The organism is Pseudoalteromonas sp. SWYJZ19 (assembly GCF_015864375.1).
Lineage (GTDB): Bacteria > Pseudomonadota > Gammaproteobacteria > Enterobacterales > Alteromonadaceae > Pseudoalteromonas > Pseudoalteromonas arctica.
Genome location: NZ_JADYXI010000004.1, coordinates 71,159 through 97,041 on the forward strand (window position 1 = coordinate 71,159; position 25,883 = coordinate 97,041).

The 25,883-nt window shown below is 38.8% G+C and carries 24 protein-coding genes; 18 read left to right on the top strand and 6 right to left on the bottom strand.

Features of this window, described 5'->3' with window-relative positions; all coding sequences use genetic code 11:
• Positions 1-159 precede the first annotated feature (159 nt).
• From minE to minC, 3 genes are read right to left on the bottom strand one after another with little or no spacing between them, the layout of a single operon-like run.
• The gene (gene minE / locus I6F45_RS05430) at positions 160-423 is read right to left on the bottom strand and encodes a cell division topological specificity factor MinE (protein ID WP_007377619.1); all 264 of its coding nucleotides are present in this window, start codon (positions 421-423) and stop codon (positions 160-162) included.
• Position 424: 1 nt separating this feature from the next.
• Entirely contained in the window at positions 425-1,234 is an 810-nt protein-coding gene (gene minD, locus I6F45_RS05435) for a septum site-determining protein MinD (protein ID WP_165727982.1), read from the bottom strand.
• A 5-nt stretch (positions 1,235-1,239) separates the two neighbouring features.
• Entirely contained in the window at positions 1,240-1,944 is a 705-nt protein-coding gene (minC, locus tag I6F45_RS05440) for a septum site-determining protein MinC (RefSeq protein WP_007583271.1), read from the bottom strand.
• Between the two features lie 155 nt (positions 1,945-2,099).
• Here minC and I6F45_RS05445 point away from each other — a divergent pair, with 155 nt between their 5' ends.
• Entirely contained in the window at positions 2,100-2,387 is a 288-nt protein-coding gene (locus tag I6F45_RS05445) for a YcgL domain-containing protein (protein WP_024591056.1), read from the top strand.
• Positions 2,380-3,396, top strand: coding sequence for a lytic murein transglycosylase (locus I6F45_RS05450; protein ID WP_197118976.1), 1,017 nt, complete (start codon positions 2,380-2,382; stop codon positions 3,394-3,396). Before I6F45_RS05445 ends, I6F45_RS05450 begins: the two co-directional genes overlap by 8 nt.
• A gap of 40 nt (positions 3,397-3,436) precedes the next feature.
• On the opposite strand, the gene I6F45_RS05455 is transcribed toward I6F45_RS05450, so the two are convergent.
• Positions 3,437-3,982: a GbsR/MarR family transcriptional regulator gene (locus I6F45_RS05455; RefSeq protein ID WP_197159889.1), complete on the bottom strand. Its 546-nt coding sequence runs from the start codon at positions 3,980-3,982 to the stop codon at positions 3,437-3,439.
• A 205-nt stretch (positions 3,983-4,187) separates the two neighbouring features.
• Between I6F45_RS05455 and adhP the strand changes: the two genes are divergently transcribed.
• On the top strand, positions 4,188-5,198 hold the full coding sequence (gene adhP / locus I6F45_RS05460) for an alcohol dehydrogenase AdhP (RefSeq protein ID WP_007583268.1): 1,011 nt from the start codon (positions 4,188-4,190) through the stop codon (positions 5,196-5,198).
• A gap of 128 nt (positions 5,199-5,326) precedes the next feature.
• Here adhP and I6F45_RS05465 read toward each other — a convergent pair whose 3' ends face one another.
• Together I6F45_RS05465 and I6F45_RS05470 are read right to left on the bottom strand one after the other, a co-directional pair.
• Positions 5,327-7,747: a TonB-dependent receptor gene (locus tag I6F45_RS05465; protein WP_197159891.1), complete on the bottom strand. Its 2,421-nt coding sequence runs from the start codon at positions 7,745-7,747 to the stop codon at positions 5,327-5,329.
• A 218-nt stretch (positions 7,748-7,965) separates the two neighbouring features.
• A complete protein-coding gene (locus I6F45_RS05470) occupies positions 7,966-9,243 on the bottom strand; it encodes a Xaa-Pro dipeptidase (RefSeq protein WP_197159893.1) in 1,278 nt (425 codons plus the stop codon).
• A gap of 154 nt (positions 9,244-9,397) precedes the next feature.
• Between I6F45_RS05470 and I6F45_RS05475 the strand changes: the two genes are divergently transcribed.
• From I6F45_RS05475 to I6F45_RS05545, 15 genes are all read left to right on the top strand, one after another.
• Positions 9,398-11,239, top strand: coding sequence for a DUF885 domain-containing protein (locus tag I6F45_RS05475; RefSeq protein ID WP_197159895.1), 1,842 nt, complete (start codon positions 9,398-9,400; stop codon positions 11,237-11,239).
• Between the two features lie 97 nt (positions 11,240-11,336).
• Positions 11,337-11,849: a YcgN family cysteine cluster protein gene (locus I6F45_RS05480; protein ID WP_165727974.1), complete on the top strand. Its 513-nt coding sequence runs from the start codon at positions 11,337-11,339 to the stop codon at positions 11,847-11,849.
• Positions 11,849-12,367, top strand: a complete 519-nt coding sequence (locus I6F45_RS05485) for an RNA methyltransferase (RefSeq protein WP_197159896.1) — start codon at positions 11,849-11,851, stop codon at positions 12,365-12,367. The genes I6F45_RS05480 and I6F45_RS05485 overlap by 1 nt, the downstream gene beginning before the upstream one ends.
• A gap of 74 nt (positions 12,368-12,441) precedes the next feature.
• Positions 12,442-13,335 carry a substrate-binding periplasmic protein gene (locus I6F45_RS05490; RefSeq protein WP_197159898.1) on the top strand — a complete coding sequence of 298 codons (894 nt, stop codon included), beginning with the start codon at positions 12,442-12,444 and terminating at the stop codon, positions 13,333-13,335.
• Between the two features lie 85 nt (positions 13,336-13,420).
• The gene (locus tag I6F45_RS05495) at positions 13,421-14,677 is read left to right on the top strand and encodes a sugar MFS transporter (RefSeq protein WP_197159900.1); all 1,257 of its coding nucleotides are present in this window, start codon (positions 13,421-13,423) and stop codon (positions 14,675-14,677) included.
• Between the two features lie 257 nt (positions 14,678-14,934).
• A complete protein-coding gene (locus I6F45_RS05500; protein WP_197159902.1) occupies positions 14,935-16,824 on the top strand; it encodes a methyl-accepting chemotaxis protein in 1,890 nt (629 codons plus the stop codon).
• Positions 16,825-16,829: 5 nt separating this feature from the next.
• Positions 16,830-17,912, top strand: coding sequence for a GGDEF domain-containing protein (locus I6F45_RS05505; RefSeq protein ID WP_197159904.1), 1,083 nt, complete (start codon positions 16,830-16,832; stop codon positions 17,910-17,912).
• A gap of 13 nt (positions 17,913-17,925) precedes the next feature.
• A complete protein-coding gene (locus I6F45_RS05510) occupies positions 17,926-18,540 on the top strand; it encodes a DsbA family protein (RefSeq protein WP_197159906.1) in 615 nt (204 codons plus the stop codon).
• A 241-nt stretch (positions 18,541-18,781) separates the two neighbouring features.
• A complete protein-coding gene (locus tag I6F45_RS05515; protein ID WP_008169959.1) occupies positions 18,782-19,534 on the top strand; it encodes a DUF3450 domain-containing protein in 753 nt (250 codons plus the stop codon).
• Between the two features lie 10 nt (positions 19,535-19,544).
• Positions 19,545-20,912 (top strand): MotA/TolQ/ExbB proton channel family protein, encoded by a 1,368-nt coding sequence (locus I6F45_RS05520; RefSeq protein WP_197159907.1) that lies wholly within the window; start codon positions 19,545-19,547, stop codon positions 20,910-20,912.
• A gap of 3 nt (positions 20,913-20,915) precedes the next feature.
• Positions 20,916-21,443, top strand: a complete 528-nt coding sequence (locus I6F45_RS05525; RefSeq protein ID WP_166420857.1) for a MotA/TolQ/ExbB proton channel family protein — start codon at positions 20,916-20,918, stop codon at positions 21,441-21,443.
• Between the two features lie 53 nt (positions 21,444-21,496).
• Positions 21,497-21,910 (top strand): ExbD/TolR family protein, encoded by a 414-nt coding sequence (locus I6F45_RS05530; protein WP_004334764.1) that lies wholly within the window; start codon positions 21,497-21,499, stop codon positions 21,908-21,910.
• Between the two features lie 12 nt (positions 21,911-21,922).
• Positions 21,923-22,528 carry an energy transducer TonB gene (locus I6F45_RS05535; RefSeq protein ID WP_197159968.1) on the top strand — a complete coding sequence of 202 codons (606 nt, stop codon included), beginning with the start codon at positions 21,923-21,925 and terminating at the stop codon, positions 22,526-22,528.
• 68 nt (positions 22,529-22,596) lie between these two features.
• Complete coding sequence (locus I6F45_RS05540) at positions 22,597-23,925, top strand: tetratricopeptide repeat protein (protein ID WP_197159969.1); 1,329 nt, start codon at positions 22,597-22,599, stop codon at positions 23,923-23,925.
• A 298-nt stretch (positions 23,926-24,223) separates the two neighbouring features.
• On the top strand, positions 24,224-25,825 hold the full coding sequence (locus I6F45_RS05545; protein WP_197118986.1) for a hypothetical protein: 1,602 nt from the start codon (positions 24,224-24,226) through the stop codon (positions 25,823-25,825).
• Positions 25,826-25,883 lie beyond the last annotated feature (58 nt).

Below are 25,883 nucleotides of genomic sequence, written 5' to 3' on the forward strand. Positions count from 1 at the left end.
TAAATATATACCTTTAACTGTGTGATAAGGGTCTTTTGATTCATATTACATGGTTAAAAAGTTTTAGTTGAGCGCAGGCATTAAAGCGTAGATATTCATAGTAATTATTAAAAAGTAAACACAAATAAAGAGGGCGCTAATAAAGCGCCCTTTCTTCGATTACTTCTTTTCTTCATCAGGTAGTGTAACGTTTAGCTCAAGTACGGCTAAATCGTCTTCGTTCTGATCGAACTGAACCTGAACTGCATCGCTACTTACGTTCACGTATTTACGGATCACATCTAAAATATCTTGTTTTAATTGTGGTAAGTAATCCGGCGTTCCTCGTTGAGAACGCTCGTGCGCGACAATGATCTGCAATCGCTCTTTTGCTAATGACGCACTGTTTTTCTTTTCTGAGCGGAAGTAGTCAAGTAAAGACACGTTAACCTCCAAAAATCCGTTTAAATAAGCCTTTTTTCTCAACGTCTAAGAAGCGAAAATCGACAGTTTCACCTAGTAGGCGATTAATTGCGTCAGAGTAAGCTTGGCCTGCATCAGATTCTGTATCTAATATAACAGGTTGGCCTGAGTTTGAAGCACTTAACACCGCTTGCGATTCAGGGATCACACCTAGCAGTGGAATTGATAGAATATCTTGTACGTCTTCTACCGATAGCATTTCACCTTTTTCAACACGACTAGGATTATAGCGTGTTAATAGTAAGTGTTCTTTAATGTTTTCTAGGCCTTCTTCAGCTCGTTTTGATTTGCTGTGTAGAATACCTAAAATACGATCAGAATCTCGAACTGAAGACACTTCTGGGTTTGTTGTCACAATTGCTTCGTCAGCAAAGTACATTGCCATCATAGCGCCAGCTTCAATACCTGCTGGTGAATCACATACTATGTAATCAAAGTCTTCTTTTAATTCGTTTAATACGCGCTCAACACCTTCACGGGTTAATGCATCTTTATCACGAGTTTGTGAAGCGGGTAGTAAAAATAATTTATCTACACGTTTATCTTTAATAAGCGCTTGGTTAAGTTTTGCCTCACCATTTATTACGTTTACAAAGTCATAAACAACACGGCGTTCACAACCCATAATTAAATCTAAGTTACGTAAACCAATATCAAAGTCGATAATAACTGTTTTATAGCCTTTTAACGCTAAGCCTGTGCCAATTGCAGCACTTGATGTTGTTTTGCCAACACCGCCTTTACCAGAGGTAACGACAATTACTTTTGCCATGAGATTTATCCTTTAACCAAAGCTGAAATTTCTAATGATTCGTCTTTTTGTTGTATTTGCACTGCATTTCCCCAGTGTTCACCTTGTAGCGAATCACTGATCCAGTAGTTACCATCTATTGAAACTAGTTCGGCTTCAAGTTTTTGGCAAAAAATGTGTGCTTCTTTAAAACCTTTTGCGCCTGCAATAGCGCGGCCGCGTAACGTGCCATATATATGTACATTACCGTCGGCAATAACTTCAGCGCCGTGACTTACTGCACCAAGCACGATTAAATCGCGGTCTTTTGCATAAACTTGCTGGCCAGAGCGAACGGTACCGCTAATAATTTGCGCCGGCAAATGCACTGTTTTTTCTACAATAGACGTATTAGCCTCTTGTTTAACAGGTTCGCTCTTAACGTCTTGTGAATAATTCAAAACAGATAAGCCAGCAGCTTTAGCTTGTGTATGTTGCTCATCTGAGCCATTACATACACCAACAGCGTTAAAGCTCATACGCTCGATTAATGACTTTAAGTGTACAAAATCAAGTGAACTGTTTTTAATTTCAATTAAATTAACAACAATAGGAGCACCCTCAAAAAACTTAGGGGCCTGGGCTATTTTTATATATAGTTGTTCTGCTAAAAGGTTTATATCAGTACTATAAAGATGCAAAACTGATAACGTAAAAAGATTCCCTTTTAACTCAAAAATTTGGTCCGACATACACGCTCAATTGAATTGTCTGATTAGAAATTAATTTTAGATAAACGTAGGCTGAATAGGGCCTTTATTGAAATTTCTAATCTAATTTTTCTAACTTATTATTACTCTCATGTTATAGTGTGCGGCATTGTTAAGCAAGAATTTATAGGGTCATAATGCTCACAGCAGTATATAAAAGTAAGAAAAAAGCGGATACGTTCTTATTTGTTGAAAAAAGAGATGATTTTGACAAAGTTCCGGAACCTTTAATGGCTATGTTCGGTCAACCTCTTTATGTGATGATCATCAACTTAGCAAAACGTGAGCATTTAGGTGGGGCAGATTTAGAGACTGTAAAAGCAGCGTTATCAAACCCTGATAAAGGCTACTACTTACAAATTCCACCACCTGAGCAAAATTTGCTAAGTCAGTTACGAAAAGAAAATGGAGTTGATAGTGATTAAAAAACTTATCGTTATATTATGTGGTGTATGTTTAAGCTCATCTGTGATGGCAAAAACACAGGCCGAATTTCAAGATTATTTAGCAAATTTAAAGCAAGAAGCCATCTCAAAAGGCTATGAAGCAAAACTTATTGATGATGCTTTTGCAACAGCAACATATAAAGAAAAAGTGGTTTCGGCTGATAAAAACCAGCCAGAAGTAAAAGAAACCCTTGAAACGTATTTACCAAAACGCGTACCACAGTGGAAAATAGACCGCGCACGCAAGCTTTATTCAGAAAACAAAGATGTACTTGAAAAAGTAGCGAAAGAGTTTGGCGTACAAGCACGCTTTATAGTGGCATTGTGGGGACTTGAAAGTAACTTTGGCGCTATTCAAGGTGGCCATAATGTTATTTCGTCACTTGTTACACTTGCTTTTGATGGACGCCGAGAAGCGCTTTATAAACGCCAACTTTGGGCTGCACTCGACATTTTAAAATCGGGCCATATCACGCTTGATAAATTTAAAGGCTCATGGGCAGGCGCAATGGGGCAAACGCAATTTATGCCTACCTCTTTTAATGCTTACGCGGTTGATTACAATAATGATGGCCGTAAAGATATTTGGACCACAAAAGAAGATGCTTTTGCTTCAATTGCTAACTATTTAAAGCAAGAAGGCTGGAACGACTCTCTTACGTGGGGTCGCCAAGTACAGTTACCTGAAAACTTTGATAGTAAATACGTTTTGGTGCGTGGTACAAAAACGCGCAAGCAGTGGTTAGAATATTGGAATGATTCTGAGCGCTCATTAGCTGATTGGCAAGCACTGGGTGTACGTAAAGCTGATGGCTCTGATTTACCTAATGTGGACGTACGTGCTGCGCTGGTTATGCCTGATGATATAAATGGCCGTATGTATTTAGCGTACGACAACTACAAAGTATTTATGCATTGGAATCGCTCGTATTACTTTGCTACTAGCGTAGGTTACTTGTCGGATAGAATTGGTTATCCAAAAATCTAATTATTAAAATATACATATAAATAAAGCCGCAATTGCGGCTTTATTCTTTTTTGAATATTTTATCTTTTAAGTCAATAACTTTACCAATTCCAGAACCTAGCTTCATCAGCTTATTAAGTTGCTCTGGCGTTAAACGTTGCAGCTCTGATGACCATTTAGTGACAGTTTCAAGTAGGTTGTGAATTTTCCCCATTTGTTTTTGTGCATAAAGCTCATCGTCGTTACTGGCTTCATCTAATAAGTTATCGCGTAGTAATGTTAAGGTGGGCTCAATTTCGCGCTTTTTACGTTCTTCAAATACGCGATTTGCCATATCCCAAATATCGCCAGCAGGGGCGTAGTACTCTTTTCGATCGCCAGGAATATGCTGCACTTTAATTAATTGCCACGATTGCAACTCTTTAATACCCATGCTTACATTACCGCGAGAAATACTAAGCGCATCTGCAATCTCATTGGCTGTCATTGGATTTTTAGTAATAATCAGCAAACCACACATTTGCCCAATCGTACGATTGAATCCCCAGCGGCTGCCCATCTCACCACAATGCATTACAAAGGCAAAATTCTTTTCGGATAAACTCATAGCTTAGTAACTTTCAGTAATTTCAGAAAGTAAATGCTAGCACGCTCATTTTGGATAGCAAGTTCTTAGCCATTTTATAAATTGATTTTAACGACTAAAGTATGATTTAGATTAATATTTATACATCTATATTGGGATATGTTGTACACAACAATACGTAAATAAATCCTTATTTTTAATTTTTTTCACATACGATGGAATGACTATGAAAGCTGCAATTAATAATGAATACAAAGGTAAATTACAAATAACAGATCTGCCAATTCCTGAGGTTGGAATAAACGACGTTTTAGTAAAAATAGCCGCTTGTGGCGTTTGCCACACCGATTTACATGCCTGTCATGGTGATTGGCCGGTAAAGCCAAAAATGCCATTAGTTCCAGGGCATGAAGGAGTTGGTGTTATTGATAAAGTTGGAAGCAACATTAAGCACTTAGAAGTTGGCGATAGAGTGGGTATTCCTTGGCTCTATAGTGCATGTGGGCACTGTGAGTTTTGCCTAGATGGCAAAGAAACACTGTGTTTATCGCAGCATAATACGGGTTATTCTATTGATGGTAGCTATGCAGAATATTGTTTGGCTCACGGTGATTACGTTGTAAAAATACCTGAGGGATTAGGCTTTTCTGAAGCTGCTCCATTATTTTGTGCAGGTGTTACAACCTATAAAGCATTAAAAGTATCTGGTGCTAAACCTGGGCAGTGGGTTGCTATTGTTGGTGTAGGCGGGCTTGGTCATTTAGCAGTACAGTACGCTAAAGCAATGGGTTTTAATGTAATAGCTGTTGATACAGGTAAAGAAAAACTCGCGCTTGCTAAAGAGCTTGGCGCAGATATAACACTCGACTTTAAAGAAGTTGTTCCTAGCGAAGCTATTTTTGAACAAGTAGGTGGTGCGCATGGCGTTGTGTGTACTGCGGTATCTAAAGCTGGGTTTGAACAAGCTTATAAAAGTGTACGCCGTGGCGGTAAATGTGTATTAGTGGGATTACCTCCAGAGGATATGCCGCTTCCTATTTTTGATACTGTGCTTAATGGCGTGTCAGTAGTGGGCTCTATTGTTGGTACACGTAAAGATTTGCAAGAATGCTTGGAATTTGCAGCGCAAGGTAAAGTAAAAGCGATTATTGAAGAAAAACGCTTAGAGGACATTAACGAGATTTTTGATGATATGCTCAAAGGTGAAATTAACGGTCGCATAGTGGTTACTATTTAATTTAGATTAAGCGTTTATAAAACACAAAAAAGCACGGCTTCTAAATTAGAATACCGTGCTTTTTAAGTATTTAACTAACCTGAGCTCTGGTTAAGATAGATTTATTATCCAGAGTTCAGGTTAACTAGTTAAAGAGTGTAACTAAAACTTAGTTTTGCATTACGCTCTTCCCCTGGCATACCACCTAAAAACATCGCTTTTGAGTAATACTTTTTGTTGAACAAGTTATTTAAGTTTAACTGCATATGCCATTTATCAGTTGTATACGATACCGCTGTATCGTAAATCGTGTAACTTGGTACGTAACCATCAGGAATTGAGAACGAACTTGAATTAGTACTTCTGTTATCTACAAATGTAATACCACCACTTATATTTACAGCTTCAGGTAAGTTAAACATATCTGCGTAATAAGTTACCCACGTGCTTGCTGTTACGTAAGGTACACCTTTTTGGCGTGTGTCGTAACTGCTGCTGTTAGGGTTACTTTTGTCACGTGCATCTTGATAAATACCGTTTACGTTTACTTTCCATTTATCATTTAAGTAAGCGTTTAAATCAAGTTCAATACCTGTTGTTTCTTCTTTACCATCATAATAGCTTTCAGGTACATTTGAGCCTGATGTTAAAGCGTCATAAAGTGGATTTGCGTATTCTAAATTAGTACGAGAGCTTTCGAATATAACAACAGAAGCCAGTAGTTGATCATCAAACGCTTTAAATCTAAAGCCTAAATCGTTACTCATTGATTCAGAATCTTCTCTGTCTGCTTCATTACCCGCAACAGATCCCAATACACTATACGCTGTACGACCTTTTGAATGATTTACAAATACAGATAAATCTTCAGATGGCTGGTACGTTGCACCTAGATTATACGTTAAGCCAGAATCTGATGTACTCGCTTCAGGTGTTGGCTCTGCGCGGCTTGAGCTATAGCGCTCATCTACACCAAAGTGCTCGTAAGTTTGCTCAATTCGGTTATATGCTACACCAATACGCGTTGTAAGCTCTTCAGTAAGATAACCAACATGTTGAATGCCTAAGCCCCATGCTTGTACTTTTTTATTGTAGTCGCTGGTTTTAAGTGGATCGAAGTCATCAAAGCTGCCAGATGGCCAATTTGGTTCTCTTATATCGTAAATATACGGCAAAGAACCTTGGTACGTTACATCACCATCATTGTTTGTGAGTACGTAATCTTGATCCCATATTGAGAATTGTTTAAAACGAATATCTCTATCTTCGTAGTTTGCGTTAATAAGTAATTCGTTATCTACGTCGCCTAACATAAAGTCATAACGTAAATCTAAAAAGTACTGCCACGATTTTTCATCTGCTTCTACCTGGCGGTATTCTTGACGGCGTGCTGCATACGGGTAAAGTACACCATCTTCAACTAAAGGTGCACGAGGGTCGTTATTTATAATTGAATCGCGCGTTGAATAAACGTAGTTATAAGCACCTGTTTGGCGTGCAAAACTTGATGTGTAGTTACGGTACTGTAGTTGCTGGTTTAAAAACAAATCGTCAGTAATGTAATAGTTATGCGTTAATTTAAAACGCAGCTCTTCACCTTCGTTGGCATCAGCCATTGGTGAAATAATACCATTTGTGCCAAAGCTATAAGGTGTTAAGCCATCAGATGCAGATAGCGAATTAGCAAGTTGGTCGCGTTGCGCATCACTTAACTGTACGCCGCTTCCTGTCGGATCGTTTACTAAATCGGCACCGGTTACTTCACCCGCGCTTAAACCGTTTGCAGTTTCTGCGTTGTAAATACGAATAGGGTGACCAATAGAATCAACCGCTATTTCATCTTTTATATAGGCTGCAGAAAGCATGATGTTTTGTCTGTCGTTTAGTACGTATTTAAGCGAGGTATAAATTTCGTCGCGATCTTCTTTTAAATCGCGAAAGCCGTCACTTGACGCTGTTTTAGCCATTACACGATAGGCCAAGTCATCTGTTATAGCGTTAGTGCTATCAAACGATAATGAATAGCTATCCCACTGGCCAAGCTCAGCCGATACTTTGTGTTTTTCTTCAAATTCTGGCTTTTTCTCAATTAGGTTAATTACGCCACCCGCACTACCAATGCCATATAAACCTGTTGCTGGGCCTTTTAAAACCTCAACAGATTCAACATTTGTAAGTGAACGAGTTGGATTAAATGTATTACCCAGGCCTGCACCACCATACATACCATCGTAGGTGTAGTTTGCATCTAAACCACGAATTACTAAGTTATCACCAATACCGTAGTTATTACCTGCTTGTGTTAAACCACTTACGTTTCTAACTAAATCTTGTAGGCTATCTACACCTTGAGATTCAATAAGTTCACGGTCAATAATCACAACCGGTGCAGGTGTTTTCATTAAAGACATGTCTGATTTAGTAGCAAGACCTGAGCTCATCACCACGCGGTTTTGTTTTTCGTATACGCTGATGCGTTCAATATCAGCATCAACTTGTGTATTTTGGGCAAATGCCATATTTGCATTTAAACAAGCAAGAGTAATAAGAGAGTACTTAAACGTTTTCATAGAGTGATAACTATTCGCGTTATTGAATTTGCGCGAATGATAATGGTTATTGTTTTTAAAGTGAATAGAAAGTTCATTTTATTTGATTAAATAAAACTGTTCGGGTAATTAATAAACAAAGTTAAGCCTATAAAAGGTACGTTGTACCTTTTATAGGCTGTTTGAGATGGGTGAGGGGTTTATTAAGGCTAAGTAAGCTCAGCCTTAATAGTGTGTATTTACAATTGGTTTTTATAAACAACACCTGCTTTCATTACAAAGGGTACTGACTCTAAGGTTTTAATGTTTTTAAGCGGGTTTTCTTTCACAGCAATTATATCAGCAGCAAATCCGGTTTTAATTTGCCCTAACTGAGTATCCATTTTTAATAACTTAGCGCTATTAATAGTGGATGCTTGAATGGCTTGTAGTTCTGTCATGCCAAATTCAACCATGCGGCTAAACTGTTTTGCATTATCTCCGTGCGGGTAAATTGCTGCATCCGTTCCAAAGACCATTTTCACACCCGCTTTTACAGCACGGCTAAAGCTATCACGTTGCCTTTTAGAAACTTGGCGTTCTTTATTTAGATTTTCTTCGCCTACGCCGTTTTGCTCGCCATAAGTTAGCGTGTATTCGGTGTTATAAATATCCATAGAAAGCCAAGTTCCATGCTCTTTGGCAAGGGCTATGGCTTCGTCATCTAAAAAGCTGGCGTGCTCTACGCTATCAACACCTGCTTTAATGGCTGTTTTAATCCCGCTTGTACCGTGTGCATGAGCTGCAACAGGTAAATCTCGCATATGGGCTTCATCAACAATGGCTTTCATTTCTTCAAAAGAATACTGCTGTGCACCTACTTTAGTCCCTTTTGAAAATACTCCACCGGTGGCGCAAAACTTAATAGCGTTTGCCCCGTATTTAATGTTTTCGCGTACTTTTATACGCGCAGCCCATGGACCGTCTGCGACGCCACTTGAAGTATATTTAAGCTCAGGAGGTAATCGGTTGTTATCACAGTGCCCGCCGGTAATTCCGAGTGATGGCCCCGCAGCCCAAATACGAGGGCCAACTATGTCACCCGCATTTATGCCGTCACGCACCGCTATAACGCTGTAACCTTCTGCGCCAACATTACGAACTGTTGTAAATCCGGCTTCTAAGGTTCTTTTAGCAAAATGAGCCGCTTTAATTGCCATTCTAGGAACTGACTGGCCTAAACGTTCACTGCGTGGAACGGTCGGATCGCTTGTTAAATGCACATGCATATCCATTAAACCTGGCATAAGGGTTAAATCAAGTAGTTGAATATGTTTATCATCTTTAGTTAGCGTTGGTTTTTTATTTTGTTCAATGTTTGTAATTACGCCATCATCAATAGTAATCAAGGGCGATTTAATGAGTTTGCCATCTTCCACATTAACCATGGCTTTAGCCGATAGGTATGTAACGGCATGGGCATTAAAAGTAGTTAAACACAGTAAGGCAATAGAGGTGCTGAGTAGTTGTTTTTTCATTTTATTTTTCTTTTAAATCATATTTGAATTAATAGAAATGTAACAAGCTCAGATAAAAGTGCAAATTTAATACGATGAACGCAATCTATCGTAATTACTTTATTAAGTAAGGCTTAATGCGCATAATCAAAAAACGATATTAAAAAGGATTATCATGAAATCAATTAAATTAGCATTAGTTGCCAGTGGCGTTATGTTTGCTTTAAGTGGCTGTATGAATACTGAGCTTAGTACACACACTAATAACAGTGCGCAGTTAAACACCGTTAACGCATCGGCAGGTATTGTTTCAGAGCTTTCGGCAGAGCAACAGCTCGATGTACTTGTTGCACAGTATTACGATGAATCGCTTACATATAGCCCCATCAGCGCAACGTATAATGGTCGTAACGAGTTTAACGATCAATTTACGCCTGTGATTTCAAAAGAAAATAGAGCTAAAAAAGCGGCTTTTTATAAAAAATATCAACAGCGTTTAAACTTTATAGATAAAGCACAGTTAACAGGGCAGTCGCTTTTAAGTTTTGAAATATTAGAGCGCGACCTTGCACTTAAATTAGAAGGCATGCAGTTTCCTGATTATTTACTACCAATTAACCAAATGGCGGGTGCGCATAACACCTTTGCAGGTTTTGGTTCAGGCCAAAGTGCTCAGCCGTTTAATACCGTTGAAGATTACACGGCTTTTATCTCGCGTAGCGAAGGTTTTGTAAAGTGGCTTGCCAGTGTAGAGCGTTCAATGGCGCAAGGCATTAAACTAGGTATTACGTTACCAAAACCACTTGCTGAAAAACTGCAGCCACAATTTGCAGCTCATGTAGTTAAAAATGCCGAAGACTCACTATTTTGGGGACCAATTAAAAAATTACCAGACTCGTTTAGCGCACAGCAAAAGCAAAAAATTACAGCGCAGTATCGTGAATTGATTATGCAGCACTTAGTACCGGCTTATAAAAGCATGAGTGACTTTTTAGCTAATCAGTATATTGTAAATAGCCGAGAAAGCGTTGGTTATAGTGACTTACCAAATGGTAAAACATGGTACGAATACCAAATTAAGAAAAACACGACGCTTAGCTTATCTGCAGATGAAATTCATGACATTGGTTTAAGTGAAGTGTCGCGTATTTTAAGCGAAATGAAAAAAGTAAAAGAAACCGTAGGTTTTAAAGGCGAATTGTCTGAATTTTTTGACCACTTACGTAATTCAGACGAGTTTTACTACAATACGCCACAGGAGTTAATTGCGGCATATGAAAACGTTAAGAAAAAAATAGATGCGCGTTTGCCTCTGCTTTTTAACATAGCACCAAAAGCACCTTACGTTGTAAAAGCGGTTGAAGCATACAGAGCGCAGTCTGCAGCTGGTGCGTCGTATGCATCTCCTGCACCTGATGGCTCTCGCCCAGGCATTTTTTATATCAATACCTATAACTTAAAAGCACAGCCGAAATTTTTACTCGAAACCTTATCTATTCATGAAGCAGCGCCAGGTCATCACTTTCAAATAGCCCTGCAACAAGAAATAGACGGCTTACCTGACTTTCGCAAATTTGGTGGTTACACCGTATTTGCAGAAGGTTGGGCACTTTACGCAGAAAGTTTAGGCAAAGAGCTAGGCTTATTTACCGACCCATACATGTGGTACGGGCGTTTATCAGACGAGCAATTACGTGCAATGCGTTTAGTGCTTGATACTGGTTTTCATGCAAAAGGGTGGACGCGTCAGCAGGGTATTGATTACATGCTTGCTAACTCATCTATGGCTAAAAGTGATGTAATTGCTGAAGTTGAGCGTTATATTGCATGGCCAGGCCAAGCGCTTTCTTACAAGTTAGGTCAATTTAAAATTCAAGAACTACGTGATTATTCAAAAAAAGAACTCGGCAATAAATTTGATATTAAAGCGTTCCACACGCAAATATTAATTGATGGCGCATTGCCAATGCCAATCCTTGAGGAAAAAATTAAGCGTTGGGTTAAATCTCAAAGCTAATTTGTAGCGCAAAGCCTGTACTTTGAAAGGGTATTGGCTTTGCGCCATTTACAGCAATACGGTAGAATGCGCGCTCTTTAGGGGGCACGAGTAAACTATGTTTGATCAACAATTAGCAAATACACAATTTTGGCTTAAAAAAAGCTTAAGCGACATGAGTCAAAACGAATGGGAAGCCATTTGTGATGGATGCGGAAAATGTTGTTTAAATACGTTTATTGATAGCGAAGATGAAGACGAATTTACCGCCACCGATCAGTTACGCGAAGGTGAGCAATTAATATTTACTAATATTGTATGTCAGTATCTTGATAACAACACCTGTGGTTGTAGCGAATACGAAAACCGCCAAACGCTTGTTCCTTCTTGTGTAAAACTCACAAAAGAAAACCTTAAAGACATCTTTTTTATGCCACAAAGCTGCAGCTACCGTCGTTTACATGAAGGTCGTGGTTTGGCTTCTTGGCATCCGTTATTAAACAATGGCGATAAAACAAAAATGCACGAATTAGGGATTTCTGTAAAAGACAAAACAGTAAAAGATTGCGATGTAAAGCTAGACGACTTTGATTTGTACATTGCAGAGTGGCCAACAAAGGACGCTGATTAATGAGCAAACAACAAGCGGTAATTGGTTTAATTAATCCTAAAAGCCCGACTAATGTTGGTGGCGTATTGCGTGCTGCAGGGTGTTACGACGCTAAACAGGTTTTCTTTACTGGTAATCGTTATTTAAACGCCAAGAAATTTCATACCGACACAAAAAATGTACTTGAGCGTATCCCGCTTACCGAAACTGATAGTTTAGAAGTAGTAAAGCCACAGGGTGCTACCGTTGTTGTTATTGAACTTATTGAAGGTGCAACACCTTTACCTGAGTTTAAGCATCCTGAAAATGCGTTTTATGTTTTTGGCCCTGAAGATGGCTCTGTGCCAAAAGACGTTTTAAAGTGGTGTGATGAAGTGGTATATATTCCAACTATTGGCTGCATGAACTTAGCGGCTACCTGTAATGTTGTTTTGTATGATCGCTTAGCTAAATTAGGCGGCGTTGAGAGTAGTGACGATACTATTATTAGCTCTCGTGATACGAACAATAAAATGAAATGGCAAAAAGCATCTGATTAATTGAGGTTTATTTGTGCAAAAATGTTAGTTTTGGCTAAACTTAAAAACATTATAAATCATAAATAGATACTAGAATGCGCTTGTTTTATTTTATATTATTACTGACAAGTAGTAATTGTTTTGCTGACACATCAGTTGAGTATTATCAAAATGGTACTCAACATGTTTTAACTGGACATTACCACAAATCAGGAGTGCTCTATGAAGCGAACAACCCCAAACAAACACTCCATTTAGCCACACTCGATTGGCCTCCTTATATTGGTAATAATTTATGTAATAAAGGCTGGGTTTATCAATTTTCAATTGCCTTGTTAAATAGTAAGGGCTACAGCGTATATATTGAATTTTTGCCTTGGGCAAGAGCTGTACGAAATGTAGAACTAGGCAAAGCTGATATATTAATGCCTGAATACTTTATAGAAGATACAGCCCCCTCCGATTATGTTAATGGTAAAACACGTCGAGAATTGCTCGGTTTATCTAATTCATTTAAAGGTGGCGAAATTGCATTTTTAAAAAGGAAAGGCGATACAGACCGTTTCACTGGAAACTTAAAATCGCTTAAAGGGCAAAAGATTGGTGTTGTTCGTGGGTATCAAAATACGCCTGAGTTTGATGCCATGATGGACAATGCTGAGTTTGAAGTTATTACCTCTGTTGATGATTTACAGCTTGTTCAGCTTCTGGTTGCTAAACGTGTTGATTTGATTATAGGCGACCCTCAAGTTCTTAAATTCTCAGTAACTTATTCTTCTTTAACTAAACCTGAAAAACAATCTTTGCTTTCTTCTATTGAGCAAGAAAGCATTCCTCTGCAATACAACCCTTTATATTTTGCTATTAGTAAGCTTACACCTAAATGGCTTTTAGTCTTAGAGGACATAAATGAAGGGCTTTATCAGTTTCATAATAGTGGCGAGATAGACCGTATTATCAATACGACAAATACTCAATGCAAACCATAAAGTTGGAACGTTCCTTTGTTGCGCTGACTAATTTATATATAAACATGTAGAATCGTTTTCAACTTGTTAATGGAGTGAAAACGACGTGAGTGAAATAAATACAAATCAATCATTCGCGGTCAACGAACAGTCAAATAAAAATTATCTGTTTCCACTGACTGCAATGACGACCCTATTTTTTTTATGGGGTTTTATTACTGTTTTAAACGATGTACTAATACCACGCTTAAAAGGCGTATTTGATTTAAGCTTTTTTGAAGCGATGCTAGTACAGTTTTGCTTTTTTGGGGCTTATTTTATTGTTTCTATCCCTGCGGGTATTTTAGTTAAGCAGTTTGGTTATAAAAAAGGGATTTTAACCGGTTTAATTGTGGCTTCAATCGGGTGTATGTTGTTCTACCCTGCAGTAGTGGTACATGAATATTGGCTATTTTTAGGTGCTTTATTTGTACTTGCCGCTGGTGTAACGGTGCTTCAGGTTTCTGCCAATCCTTATGTTGCAGCTCTTGGGAGCGAAAAAACAGCTTCTTCTCGTTTAAATTTGGCACAAGCACTTAATGCGCTTGGTACTACCGTTGGGCCTTATGTAGGTGGTTTATTATTTTTTGGTACAGCAGGTAGCCTAGCTGCTTCTGCAGCAACTGCTGAGTCTGTAAAAGTGCCTTATTTAATGCTCGCTGGTGCCTTATTACTTATCGCTATTATATTTGCCTTTATAAAGCTTCCAGAAATTGAAGCCCATAAAGAGGAAAATAATGCTGCAGTAGAATCTCGTTCATTAACTCAAGCACCTCACTTAACTATGGGTGTACTTGCTATATTTTGTTATGTAGGTGGGGAGGTTGCCATTGGCAGCTTTTTAGTTAACTATTTTGGTGAGGCGCACATAGCAGGACTTGAAGAGCATACTGCGGCTGCACTTATTAGTTATTACTGGGGCGGGGCAATGGTAGGACGTTTTATTGGCTCTGTATTATTACAAAAGATAGCACCTTCTAAAGCTATAGCGTTTAATGCATTTAGTATTATTGCGCTATTGCTGATCACTATTTTTACTCAAGGTGACGTCGCTTTATACTCAGTATTGGCAATTGGTTTATTTAACTCAATTATGTTCCCGACTATATTCTCAGTTGCTATTGAGCGACTAGGATCGTTGACCAGTAAAGGTTCTGGTTGGTTATGCTTAGCTATTGTAGGCGGTGCACTTGTACCATTACTTCAAGGCTTTATAGCCGATACAGTAAATATACAGCAAAGCTTTTTTGTTCCGATGCTCTGTTATGTATTTATTGCATGGTACGGATTAAATGTTGTTCGCTTAGCAAATAAGTGGAAATAACAGACTATACAAGAGTGACTGAATACGTATTCAGTCACTTATAAAGCTACATTTAATAGGAACGTTCCATAAGCAATTAATACGAGTCGCAATTTATTTCAATATTAGTCAGTTACCCCCTACAGCCTTTTGTTTTTTAATCCTTTATCCTTATTTTTATCTAATAACCTAGTCACAAGCCTTATTTATTAGGACATTTAGCTAAATTTTTGCTAAAACTGTATGGATAATAGAGATAAATAATAAAAAGGATGTATATGCTTAACTCGTTGAAATTTACTTCCAAAGTGACTATTGCAGCCTCTTTAATTTTGGTTTTGGTGCTAGGGTTATTTACTTTTAATAACTACATTTCGATGCGCAAGCAAACCGAGCTGCAGTTAAGCCTTGTATTACAACAAAATTCCGAATCTGTTTCACAAAATATAGCGAGTTGGTTAAATGCAAAGTTGGCGATTGTTATATCAATTGCTAAAACCCATAAAGCTAATGATTCTAAAGCACTCACCCTTTCACAATTAAATACTGCAGAGCTTGCCGGAAGCTTTAAAAATACGTATATAGGTAAATCCAGCGGCACGTTTATATTAAACGATCAATCAGTTGTTTTACCTGCTGATTTTGATGCGACCTCTCGCCCTTGGTATAAATTAGTCGAAAACAAATCAAATACCGCTTTTACAACTCCCTATATTGATGTAACAACTAACGAGCTTACAATTTCAGCGGTAGTACCCATGCTACAAAATGGCCAGTTTAGCGGCGTTGCAGGTGCCGATATTGATATGCAAACAGTGACTAAAATTATTAACGATATTGATTTTTTAGGTCTCGGTTATGGTTTTTTACTCGATAACAAAGGTCAAGTGTTAAGCCATCCTAATGCTAAGTTAAACTTAAAAAATACATCAGACATTTTTGGTACTAATACGCCCTTGCAAAGTGAGTTTACCCAATACGAGATAAACGGAGAGTCTAAGCTTATCTCGTTTACAAAAATTAGTGGTATTGAAAACGTAGATTGGTACCTAGGTGTTGTTATAGATAAAGATAAAGCGTATGTCAGCGTTTCTAACTTTGGCCAAACTGCGGCTGTTTTTATGGTGATAGGGATCATTACTATCATTATTATGATGCAGCTTTTATTACGCTATTTAATGCAGCCTATGAACCGTTTAAACGATGCCATTAAAGATATAGCACAAGGCGAAGGCGATTTAACAAGGCGCTTAACCGTTGAAAATGATGATGAGTTTGGCGACTTAAGCCATTCATTTAATATTTTTATCGAAAAAATTCAGCATTCAATAGAGCAAGTAAAAGAGTCCACAGAGCAATTAGATACAGTTATTGAGAGCTTGGTATCACAAACACATTCATCATTGTCTATGTATGATGACCAAAGCAAGCGTACCGATAGCGTGGCAGCGGCTATTAATCAGTTTTCAGCTACATCTATGGATATTTCAAATAATGCAGAGAGTGCATCGCAGCTTGCTAAAAATGCAGATGAGCACTCAACACAAAATCAAGAAGCATTAAGCCACAGCGTTGCAACCATCCATCAGCTTTCGGCTAATATGGAGAAAGCTCAGCAAACTATAAACAGTTTAAATACGCACACAGCCAGTATTGGGCAAGTGCTTGAAGTTATTAAAGGTGTAAGCGAGCAAACTAATCTATTGGCACTCAATGCTGCAATAGAAGCCGCTAGAGCAGGAGAGGCAGGACGCGGTTTTGCTGTTGTAGCAGATGAAGTACGCCAATTAGCACACCGCACTCAACAATCAACGCAAGAAATTGAAGACACGGTGAGCCAGTTACAAAAAGGCTCAAACCTTGCTGTAGAGCTTATGAAAACAAGCCTTCAAGACAGTGAAAAAAGCGTACAACAAGCAGATGCCGTCGGCAATTTAATGAGTCATGTTATACAAGCTATTAAGCAAATTAACGATGCAAATCAGTCTATGGCCAGTGCAACCGATGAGCAAAACCAAGTTGTTAAGTTATTAGATACCGATATTCAAACAATTAGCGCGCTTTCTATACAAGGCAAGGCTAACTTAAATGACACACTTAACGAATGTACCAAACTAAAACAACAGTTTAGTGCCTTAGAAAATATGGTTCAAAAGTTTAAAGTATAAAATTAATGACTAAAAAAAATGTAAATAAACCAAACTGGCTCAGTCTAATAAATATCGACAGTGTTTATAGCTCAGACATGCAACGCAAAGCGTTTTCTTTATTTACCATGATTGGGATATCAATTGTGGTGATTGCTGTATTAGTGTTTTTGAATTATAAGGTTTACTCACCGATACTCACTGCTTCATTAATTATCGTTAACATTACAAATATAAGCTGTTCTATTTACTTTATAAGAACGGGTAATCTTCAAGTAGTGGCATTAATGAGTATGAGCATTGTGTGCATGATGTTTGTTGCACTTGTTTATACCGGTGGTAAAGACAACACCGCGCTATATTGGCTAATGTTTTATCCTGTAGTGACGTTTGCATCTTTAGGGGTCAGATTAGGTGCTTGGTTAGGTTTTACTTTACTGTTTTCTTGTATTGTTATTTTATACGGCCCTGACTTTGGTCAAGTTAGCTATGGCGACGTAGAAAAAACACGATTTATAGCGTCCTTTTCTATGGTGTTTTTATTCTCATTTATTGGTGAGTATTTTAGGCATAAAAGCCACATGGCTATTGCCGATATTACGCTAGAGCAAAAACAAGATGCTTATACCGACCCCCTTACTGGTATAGCAAACAGACGTTTCATTACCTCTCATTTTTTAAAGCTTGCCCAAACACGCCCAGAGCAGTACTTACCTTTTTCAATTTTGTTAATTGATTTAGATAACTTCAAATCTTTAAACGATACGCATGGTCACGATTTTGGTGATACGGTATTGATTGAATTTACCAAGCTCCTTGAATCTCAGTTTTTGGCAACTGCGCTAAAGGCCCGTTATGGCGGTGAGGAGTTTGTTGTTATTTTACCGCAGGTTACTGTTGCTACAGCCACTGTAATAGCAAACAAATTTCGAGAGGCTGTTGCAGGGCACGTTATATTTACTGATGACAAGCAGCGTATTTCAATCACCTGTAGTATTGGTATTTCCCAAGTAAATAAAGTAACTGATTATGATGATTCGTTAAAACAAGCTGATGAAGCTCTTTATAGTGCAAAGGCTGCTGGTCGTAATAGTGTCGTCTCGAACTAGTTGAAGGATTAATATGTCTCAAAGTAAATTAATATATGTTCATGACCCAATGTGTAGCTGGTGTTGGGGTTACTCACCAACCTGGCTTAAGCTAAAATCAGAGCTTGCTGGCAAAGTAGCAATTGAATATAAAGTAGGTGGATTAGCACCTGATAGCCAAGACCCAATGCCACAAAATATGAAAGAGATGCTTGAGGGTACTTGGCATAAAATTTCAGCGCAGTTAGGTACGCAATTTAATTATAACTTTTGGCGTAATTGCCAGCCAAGGCGTTCAACGTATCCCGCATGTAGAGCCGCACTTATAGCGCGTAAAGCGGATAAAGAAGCCCAAATGGTGGCTGCAATTCAAAATGCTTATTACCTAAATGCGCAAAACCCGTCTGATGAAAGTACATTAATTAGTTTGGCTGAAAAGATTGGCTTAGATAAAAATGAGTTTACCGCGCAGCTAACGTCAAGCGAGCTTAATGATGAATTTAAAGCTGAGTTATCCTTTGTTCGTACACTACCAATCCAAGGTTTTCCCTCACTAGTGCTTATTAAAGGTAATAAAGCATACCCAATTGAAATAAATTACACTGATTGGCATTATTCCCTTAATCAAATTAATTCAATTTTAAAATAATTCAGCCTGTTTATAAGGCATTTTGCTAACAAATGCTCTTATCATCTTAAAAACCCCCTCGTAAGTCTTAATTATTACCACTGTCATAAAAGCGACTTTTTTGCGCAACATCCTTGTCATGTTTCATCTATAAACTCCTGCTCATTGAAATTATTAAGTCATAAATTATTTATATAACAAAGTTTATGACCTAAAAAAACAAACTAGCAAATCCGCTAACTAACGAGTAAAGGTGTATGCGATGAAAGGCGTTAAACCATTAATTTTAGCTGGTATTGTGGCCGCAAGTGCAGCAGTACACGCAAACGATTTAGATAAGGTTATTGATAAAAGCAGTGAAATTAATAAATCAGCTGCGCAATCACAAACAAAAATAGACAAGATTGCAGATTCAATGCAAGGACGTTTACAACAATTTAAAACCCTCAATAAAGAAATTGACGGTTTAGCTGTTTACAACGCTCAGCTAACTAAACAGTTAAATAATCAAGTAGAAGAGATGGAATCTTTAAACCTGTCTATGGATCAGGTTTCTATTATTGAACGTCAAATTACGCCGCTAATGCTTAGAATGATTGAAGGCCTTGAGCAGTTTGTATCTTTAGATATTCCATTTTTAGCTGATGAGCGCACTAAGCGTGTTACATCTTTAAATGAAATGATGAATCGTGCAGATATCAATTCAAGTGAAAAATTTCGCCGTGTACTCGAAGCCTATCAAGTAGAAGTAGACTACGGGCGCACTATTGAAGCCTATACCGCACTTTTAAACGTGGATGACAAAGAGCGTGAAGTCGATTTTTTACGCATTGGCCGTTTAGAGCTTATTTACTTAACACGCGATGGTAAAAAAGCAGGTAGTTGGAATGCAGATACAAAATCATTTGAAGCATTACCAGACTCTACAATAAGCCAAATTAATAAAGGCTTACGTATTGCGCGTAAGCAACTTGCCCCAGATATGTTAACTCTGCCAGTACATGCAGCAGAATAAGAGGTTAAAAATGAAATTGTTTACTCAAATGACAAAAATAGCTCTTTTTGCTGCAAGCCTAAGCATTACTGGTGCAAGTATAGCGGCAGAGCCAATGAACCTAGATTCATTACTTAAAACGCTCGAAAATGGTCAATCAGCTCAAAGCGAGCAAAATAAGCAGCGCGAACAAGAGTTTACTGCTCGTCAAAACGAGCAAGTACAAACGCTTAAAAATACGCAAGCAAAGCGTAATCAAATGCTGGTGGAATCTGAGCGCTTAGAAACGCAGTTTGAAGAAAACGAAGTTAAACTTGCTAACTTAACAGACACGCTTTCTAAACGAATGGGTTCCCTTAAAGAATTGTTTGGCGTGTTACAGCAAGTAGCAGGTGATTCTAGTAATAAGTTTGCGACATCAATTATATCTTCCCAGATTGCTGGGCGTAGTACGTTTATGGATGACCTTGCTCAAAAAATGGGTTCAACTTCAAAACTTGCTTCAATAGAAGATATTGAAAAAGTATGGTTTGAACTACAGCGCGAAATGACCGAGCAAGGCAAAGTAAGTCGTTTTAACGCAAGTGTCATTGTTGAAGGCGGTACTAAAGCACAGCAAGAAGTTGTGCGAGTGGGTGCATTTAACCTTATATCAAACGGTAAGTACTTAGAGTTTAATTCCTCGACTAATTCTTTGAGCGAATTAACTCGCCAACCTGTATCGCGCTTTACCGCAACGGCAGACGATCTTCAAAGTACTAAAAGCGGTGTGGTGCAATTCGCACTTGACCCAACAGGCGGCTCTATTCTTGGTTTATTAGTTCAAGCACCCGATACACAAGAACGTGTTCATCAAGGTGGCACTGTTGGTTATGTGATTTTAGGTGTGGGTGTTATTGCACTCCTTATATCACTAGAGCGTTTTTTCTCATTATTGATTATGGGCGGTAAAATTCGTCGTCAGCTTAAAGATACAGTTGCACGTGATGACAATCCGCTTGGACGTGTAATGAAAGTAAAAGATCAATTTCCGAGTGTTTCACACGACACACTTGAGCTTAAATTAAGTGAAGCTATTTTACGTGAAATGCCAAAAGTGACGCGTAATTTAACACTTATCAAAATCATCTCTGTTGTTGCACCGCTGTTAGGTTTATTAGGTACGGTAACAGGCATGATCAATACATTCCAAGCAATCACCTTATTTGGTACTGGGGATCCTAAGCTTATGGCGGGTGGTATTTCTCAAGCACTAGTAACAACGGTACTTGGCTTGGTTGTGGCAATTCCGACGGTATTTTTATACACCTTACTTAATACGCGCGCTAAAAATATCTTGCTAACTATTCAAGAGCAGAGCGCCGGTATTATCGCAGAGCGTAGCGAGAAGGGAGCATAAACCATGGTGCTATTGATTGACTCAATCAATGCTATCCGTGATTTTCTCGACACTGGTGGCCAGGTTCTCTTGGTCATCGGGGTGTTAATCTTCGCGATGTGGTTATTGATACTCGAGCGATTTATTTATTTTTTCAACGGTTTTCGAAGCTATAAACAGGGTGTGAAAACCGATTGGATTAACCGCGCAGAACGTAATAGTTGGAACGCAGAGCAAATCCGCGAAGCAATAATATCGCGAGCAGGGATGCGCTTAAATACAAACCTTTCTTTGATTAACGTAATGGTTGCCTTGTGCCCGTTACTTGGTTTGTTAGGCACCGTAACAGGAATGATAGAAGTATTTGATGTTATGGCAATAACAGGTACAGGCAGTGCGCGCTCAATGGCATCAGGGGTATCTAAAGCAACTATTCCGACAATGGCAGGCATGGTTGGTGCGTTATCTGGGGTATTTGCCTCAACGTATTTACAACGAAAAGCTAAGCGCGAAGTAGAACTACTACAAGACAGCATGGTTTTAGACCATTAAGCAAAATTTTGATAAGCGGCTTATATAAAGTCGCTCATCCTAGGAGAATAAAAATGAGAGCCCCGTTAGGAAACCTATTTCAAGAAGATGAAGCTGAAGAAATAAACATGACTCCAATGCTAGACGTTGTATTTATCATGCTTATTTTCTTTATTGTAACTGCCTCTTTTGTTAAAGAAGCCGGTATTGATGTAAACCGCCCAGAAGCCGCAACAGCGGTTAAAAAAGAGCGAGCAAATATCCTTGTGGCGATTTCAGATACAGGTGAAATTTGGATTAATAAACGTCAAATTGATGTACGCGCAGTACAAGCCAATATCGAGCGTTTAAAAGCAGAAAATCCACAAGGTAGCGTTGTGATTCAAGCGGATAAAAAAGCCACTACCGAAATGTTAATAAAGGTGATGGATGCCTCGCGCGCGGCGGGCGCATTTGATGTATCAATTGCCGCACAAGATGCGTCTTAAGGGCTAGTTATGTTGCGATATTTAGTTGCATTAGTGATAGCTGGTGTAGTGACCTTTATGTTGTTTTTAGGCATGCAGGCACTGATCACTGGCGGTGAAGGCGCTATGACGGATCCGGTAAAGGGTAACGTACTTGATTTTGTTCGCTTGAAAAAAGAAGAAACCGTACAAAAAAAAGAGCGTAAGCCACAAAAGCCACCAACACCAAAAGAGCCGCCACCACCAATGGAATCACCGCAAATGCAAAATAGTGATGCTACAGCTAATGCTAACAACTTTGACTTTGGTGCAAACGTTGATGCGGATGTAAATTTAGCCGGCGGGTTAGCACTTGAAACAAGTGATGGTGAGTATTTACCCATTGTTAAAGTGGCACCTGTTTATCCGCGCCGTGCATTATCGCGAGGTATCGAAGGCTACGTTATTGTTGAATTTATAGTAACTAAACAAGGCACTGTACGCGACCCACAAGTAATAAAAGCAGAGCCTGAGTCACTGTTTGACAGAGCGGCCATGGATGCAGCACTTAAATTTAAATATAAACCACGTGTAGTTAACGGTGATGCCGTTGAAGTAGCGGGTGTTCAGAACAAAATATCTTTCCAAATTAGTGGTTAACTAGTAGCTAACCACAAGTATACGGACAGTAATGCGAGGCGATTATGAAACTATTTATTAAATCAGTTATGAAATTAAACCCTACAACTAAATTTTTAAAAGTCACATTATTTTGTACCGCTGCAGTGAGTACAAGTATTGTTACACCAAGTGCTCTAAGCCTGATACCAGGGCTAAATGTAGCTACGGCACATGCAGAGCAAGAGCAAAAAACAAAACGTGTACCAGCGCTTCGCGAAAAGGTCTACAGCCAGCTTGCACGTGCACAAAAACTGGCTGACGATGGCGATGTTAAAGCAGGCCTTGAAGCGCTTGATAGCATTCAAGAACGTGCATCAAGTATGAACTCGTACGAAATTGCAATGATGCATAACTTTTATGGCTTTATTTATTACAACGAAAACGATTTACCAAAAGCCATTGCCTCGTTTGAAAAGGTCGTAGCAGAGGAAGCCATTCCGGAGTCACTTCGTTTAAGCACTACCTTTAGTTTAGCGCAACTGGCTATGGCTAATAGTGATTACACTAAAGTTATCGCATTTTTAGATGACTGGGACACTATTAACACTAAGCCTAAAACAGAAGCTTATTACTTGTTAAGAGCCCAAACTTATTATCAGTTAAAAGATTATGAGAAAGGACTTGAGTATATATCTCAGGTTATTGCACTGAGCGATAATGAAGGCAAAGCGCCTAAAGAGAATTGGTTAGTGCTACAACGTGCCATGTACTACTCACTTAATCAAACAGGTAAAGTAGTTGCTGTACTTGAGCGCTTAGTAAAGCTTTATAACAAGCCTGAGTATTGGGTGCAGTTATCGGGTATGTATGGTGAAACAGGGCAAGAAAAACAACAGTTAGCCGTAATTGAAGCGGCTTATCAGCAAGGTTTTTTAACCTCAAAGTCTGATTTGCTCCAATTAGCGCAAGTGTATTTATATAACGGCTTAGCATTTAAAGCCGCAGACGTTATGAGCGATGCGATTGAAAAAGGGATTGCAGAGCAAAACGCTAAAAACTATGCCTTTGTAGCTGAGGCGATGATCCAAGCAAAAGAAGACGAAAAATCAATAAAATACTTTGTAAAAGCAGCCGATTTATCACCCAGTGGTAAGTATGATCAACGCTTAGCTGAAGTCTATGTTAATACTGAGCAATATGAAGAAGCGGCCGACGCAGCGCGTAAAGCACTTGATAAAGGCTCACTTGATTTTGAATCAAATGCATTTGTAGCCTTGGGTATGGCTCAGTACAACTTACAAAATTTTGATGCCTCTATTTTAGCGTTCGAACAAGCCGAAAAACATAAAAAATCACAGCGTTTAGCGCAGCAATGGATTAAATATGTAAAGCGCGAAAAAGTGCACGCAGAAACACTCAGAACAGCACTACTGTAAATTTCAATAATTCCTGCACACGTATAAGTAGGAATTATAAAGCCGTTTCATAATCGCAATACCAAACCGCCTCATGGCGGTTTTTTTGTTGCTATAAAAAGTAACCAATTGATTTTATGAAAGTTAACATTGTCATCTTACGGTTATCAAACTGTAACTACTTTGTCATATCACTACAGTATCTTACCTGCATTCGATAACTCAAGTCACCTTAATGCATGAGTATCGTGCTTTAAAGTGACTTAAGTTTTTACTTAATACGCTAACAAAATAATTAAATACTTTAACGGAGTGAACAATGAAATTATCTGATTTATTCAAGGTCAGCCTAGTAGCAACTGCAATGACTCTAGCTGGCTGTGGCGGCGATATCGAAATTACACCCACTGTAAACGATAACAGCTCTACAACAGATAACAGTGTTAATAATTCAAATAATACAGCGGGCTCAACGGCTGATGAAGACGCTGAGTGTGCAAGCTATGAATCAGATGCAGGTACGGTAACGGGTGTCGTTAGCGGAATTGACTGTTTATATAACGACTCATTTGCTAGTAAAACGATCTCTATTACAAATAACATTACGTTTAAAGAATTGCCAGGCGGCGGTGTTCACGTTTTTGATGATGCCCTACAAATTGGCGAAGACGGCAGCACGGTTGATGGTTTTGAAATTCCAGCGAATGGTCCAACGATGACCGTTGAGCCTGGTGCGGTGTTAGCTTTTGGTTCAGGTGAAGCTATTTTACGCGTTGCACGCGGTGCAAAAATTCAAGCTGTAGGTACGCAAGACAAGCCTGTTGTATTTACATCAGCGAATGCGTTTGACCGCTTTGATACCGCTGGCGAAGGTGCACGTTACGCTGACTGGGGCGGTATTATTATTAATGGTAACGGCATTACTGACCAATGTACCGATGCAGAACGCGGTGGCGCTACATGTAACGTCGCTTCAGAAGGTATTACAAGTTACTTTGGTGGTAACAATAATGCAGATTCTAGTGGCAATATTAAATGGGCTAAAATTTGGTATGCGGGTTCGGGTCCACGTGTTGGTGGTGAAGGCGACGATTTAAACTCTTTAACACTTAATGCTGTAGGTTCTGGTTCTGAGTTTGATTATTTACATATTCACCAAGGTTTTGATGATGGTATCGAAATTTTTGGTGGTGCTACAACGCTTAAACATGTTGCAGTAACAGATACGCAAGATGATTCATTTGACTTTGATGCTGGTTGGCAGGGTAAAGCTCAATACTTATTTATCCAGCACGGTACTGTAACGTTAAACGACGGCACAGTTGTAAACATGGGTAACAATGGCTTTGAATCTGATGGCGTTAAAGGTGCATCTTCTGAGCAAGTTTCTCCTTCTAACCCAACTGTTGCAAACGTCACTGTAATTACGACTGATGGCAACTCTGTACGCGATGATGACCCTTCACAAGCATACAAGTTTGATGATCAGTTCAATTCAAGTATTTACAACGCTGTTATTATTAAGAAAAACGCGACAAATACACAGTGTATTCAATTCTCTGGTGACGGCGAAAAGCAAGCTGACAAAATTTCATTTACAAGTTCTGTAATGGCGTGCTCTGCAAACTTTACTGATACAGATACCTTTGCAAGTGGACCATTAGAAGGTCAAACCAAAACAGCATGGTTCGAAAATAGCGGTGCTAATCAAATTCTAACGGATGACGTAGTGCTTCTTGCTGATAATGGTTTTGCAACTAACACAGCAGCTAGCGAAGTAACGGTTACGGCCACTGATTTAAGTGCAACAGATTCATTCTTTGAAAACGTTAACTACATTGGTGCAGTATCGGATCAGGATACAGATTCTAGCTGGTATAAATGGGTTCAAGCAGCTGTTACAGCAGCCAATGCTGACTAACTAAGTACTGCATTTATAACCTCTAATTAAAGGCGCCTTGTGGCTTGTATATTAAGCG